Genomic DNA, 1,862 nt, shown 5'->3' with positions numbered 1-1,862 from the left:
AGCTTGAATCAGCTGTTGATAGCTCCAAGCTAATTTTTCCTTTAACTCTCCTGGTAAGTCAAAGGGGCATTCATTCGTATCCAGGCGATCTAGGGGAACCGTTGATTCTGGTGTTTTCCCTTCCTCTCCCCCAGGATGAGGTGTGTAGGCCGTTAATGCGGATAGATCAGACCGGATGAATTCTAGCATTATCAGTTCTCTGTTGTCGGTTTGCCTTTATCTAAGCATTCAGCCGTCAGCTGTCAGCCGTCAGCTTAAAATAAACCTATGCAGGCCTATGGCCACGCTAGGCGAACGGGACAATTTAATAATTCGAGATTAATGAGAATTGGAAGTCTGGGGATTTGCCCATCAGCCAAAGACTATGAATCCCATCGCAGCTTCCGGTAACTCAGCATTATTCCAATCCTTACCTGTTTTATTCAAAAGCTGTTCGCCTAGCGTGGGCGTAGCGCATCAGCTGATTGCTGATAGCTGATTGCTGAATGCTTACGCCTTTATACCTTTTACCTTATTCTTTCTCAAGAGGTGGATAGTGTATGGCTAGAAATGCTTTAGCATCAGCCTGATCCTGAATCACCCTGTCTAGGGTTGCCTCTAAGAGTGCATCCAGAATTTCCCGATAGTGTGCTCCTGGCTTATAGCCTAACTTTCTGAGATCATTGCCATCCAGTGGCGCTTTAACATTCCTCCAAGTGGTGAGATACTGCCAAATTTTACGTCGGATCGCTCTAGGACTATACACCCCAATCAATACTAAGGTAGGTAATTTATACTCGCGCAACATGTGGACGATTTGACTGTTTAGCTGGCATGTTGGTAGAGATTCTAGGAAATCCCCTTGCCATCCCTCAAGTTTTTGAAGACGCTCAACACTGTCTACGGGCAACTGTAAATTCTTGGCTACCTTAACCCGTTCGTCTGGTGCTAGATCAGCAATCAATACTTCCAAACGCATCTGCCAGTGTCTTAAGGTTTGCTTTGGGTCAAATCTCTGTAGCCAGCGCCCAACCAAACGCACTCGCCACCATAATGGTTTATCTAGGGTCAGGGTAGGATGAAGACACCGCAACGCTCCTAATGATGACAATAACTGCAATGCTGGTTGCCAGTAGGGGGCTTGCAACATATAGTTAAGTTCTGCTTTGAGTCGGGTTTGGAGTGCTGGGACTTTGGTGTTTTCCGCTTTAGTACGCTCATATACCCCACTCTGAATGGCATAGTGGATATATTCCCTGGTTTGGGGTTCAATTTCAAATCCCAATCGCACCGCAAACCTTACCGCTCGATAGATTCGGGTTGGGTCTTCAATAAAGCTATTGGCGTGTAGGACTCGAATTTTTTGCGATCGCAAATCTAACATACCCCCAAAGAAGTCCAACAGGGGCAATTGAGCTTGGGGATTAACCTTTGTCAGCCTTGCTGCCATGGCGTTGATGGTAAAGTCTCGGCGGTAAAGGTCTTGACGAATGGAACTAGCTTCGACTTGAGGATTAGCAGCGGGATAAGGATAGAACTCGGTACGAGCAGTGGCAATATCTACACAAAGGGAGCCAAATTTCGGGTCATTATGCCATAGCAAGGCAGCGGTTTGAAAAGACCCGTGTACTTCCAAGCGCACCTTACGGTAAATTTTACGGAGTTCCTTGGCCAGGGTGACTCCTGCGATCGCATCCGCTGAGCGGTGAAAGCCATCTACGACCAAGTCTATATCATTTAGCAGTAGTGGCTTGTTCCCATCCGCTAGTAACAAGTCTCTGACAGCTCCTCCAACTACGTACAGATGCCAACCCCGCTCCTGAGCTTTTTCGGCAGCTATGGTCAAAAGTTCCCACAGGCTCGAAGCCAACAGAGGCTTGATA

At 47.1% G+C, this 1,862-nt stretch carries 1 protein-coding gene and 1 pseudogene; both read right to left on the bottom strand.

Annotated features, from left to right (window positions below):
* A pseudogene (locus F6K20_RS36655) lies at positions 1-189 on the bottom strand (histidinol-phosphate transaminase); the annotation flags it as partial.
* Between the two features lie 322 nt (positions 190-511).
* The coding region (locus F6K20_RS36650) for a CCA tRNA nucleotidyltransferase (RefSeq protein ID WP_287298122.1) at positions 512-1,862 on the bottom strand (1,351 nt) is incomplete at its 5' end.

This window comes from Moorena sp. SIO2C4, assembly GCF_010672485.1.
GTDB classification, from domain to species: Bacteria; Cyanobacteriota; Cyanobacteriia; order Cyanobacteriales; family Coleofasciculaceae; genus Moorena; species Moorena producens.
Note: the sequence above shows the minus strand (reverse complement) of the source record. Positions and strands in the feature narration are given on the sequence as shown.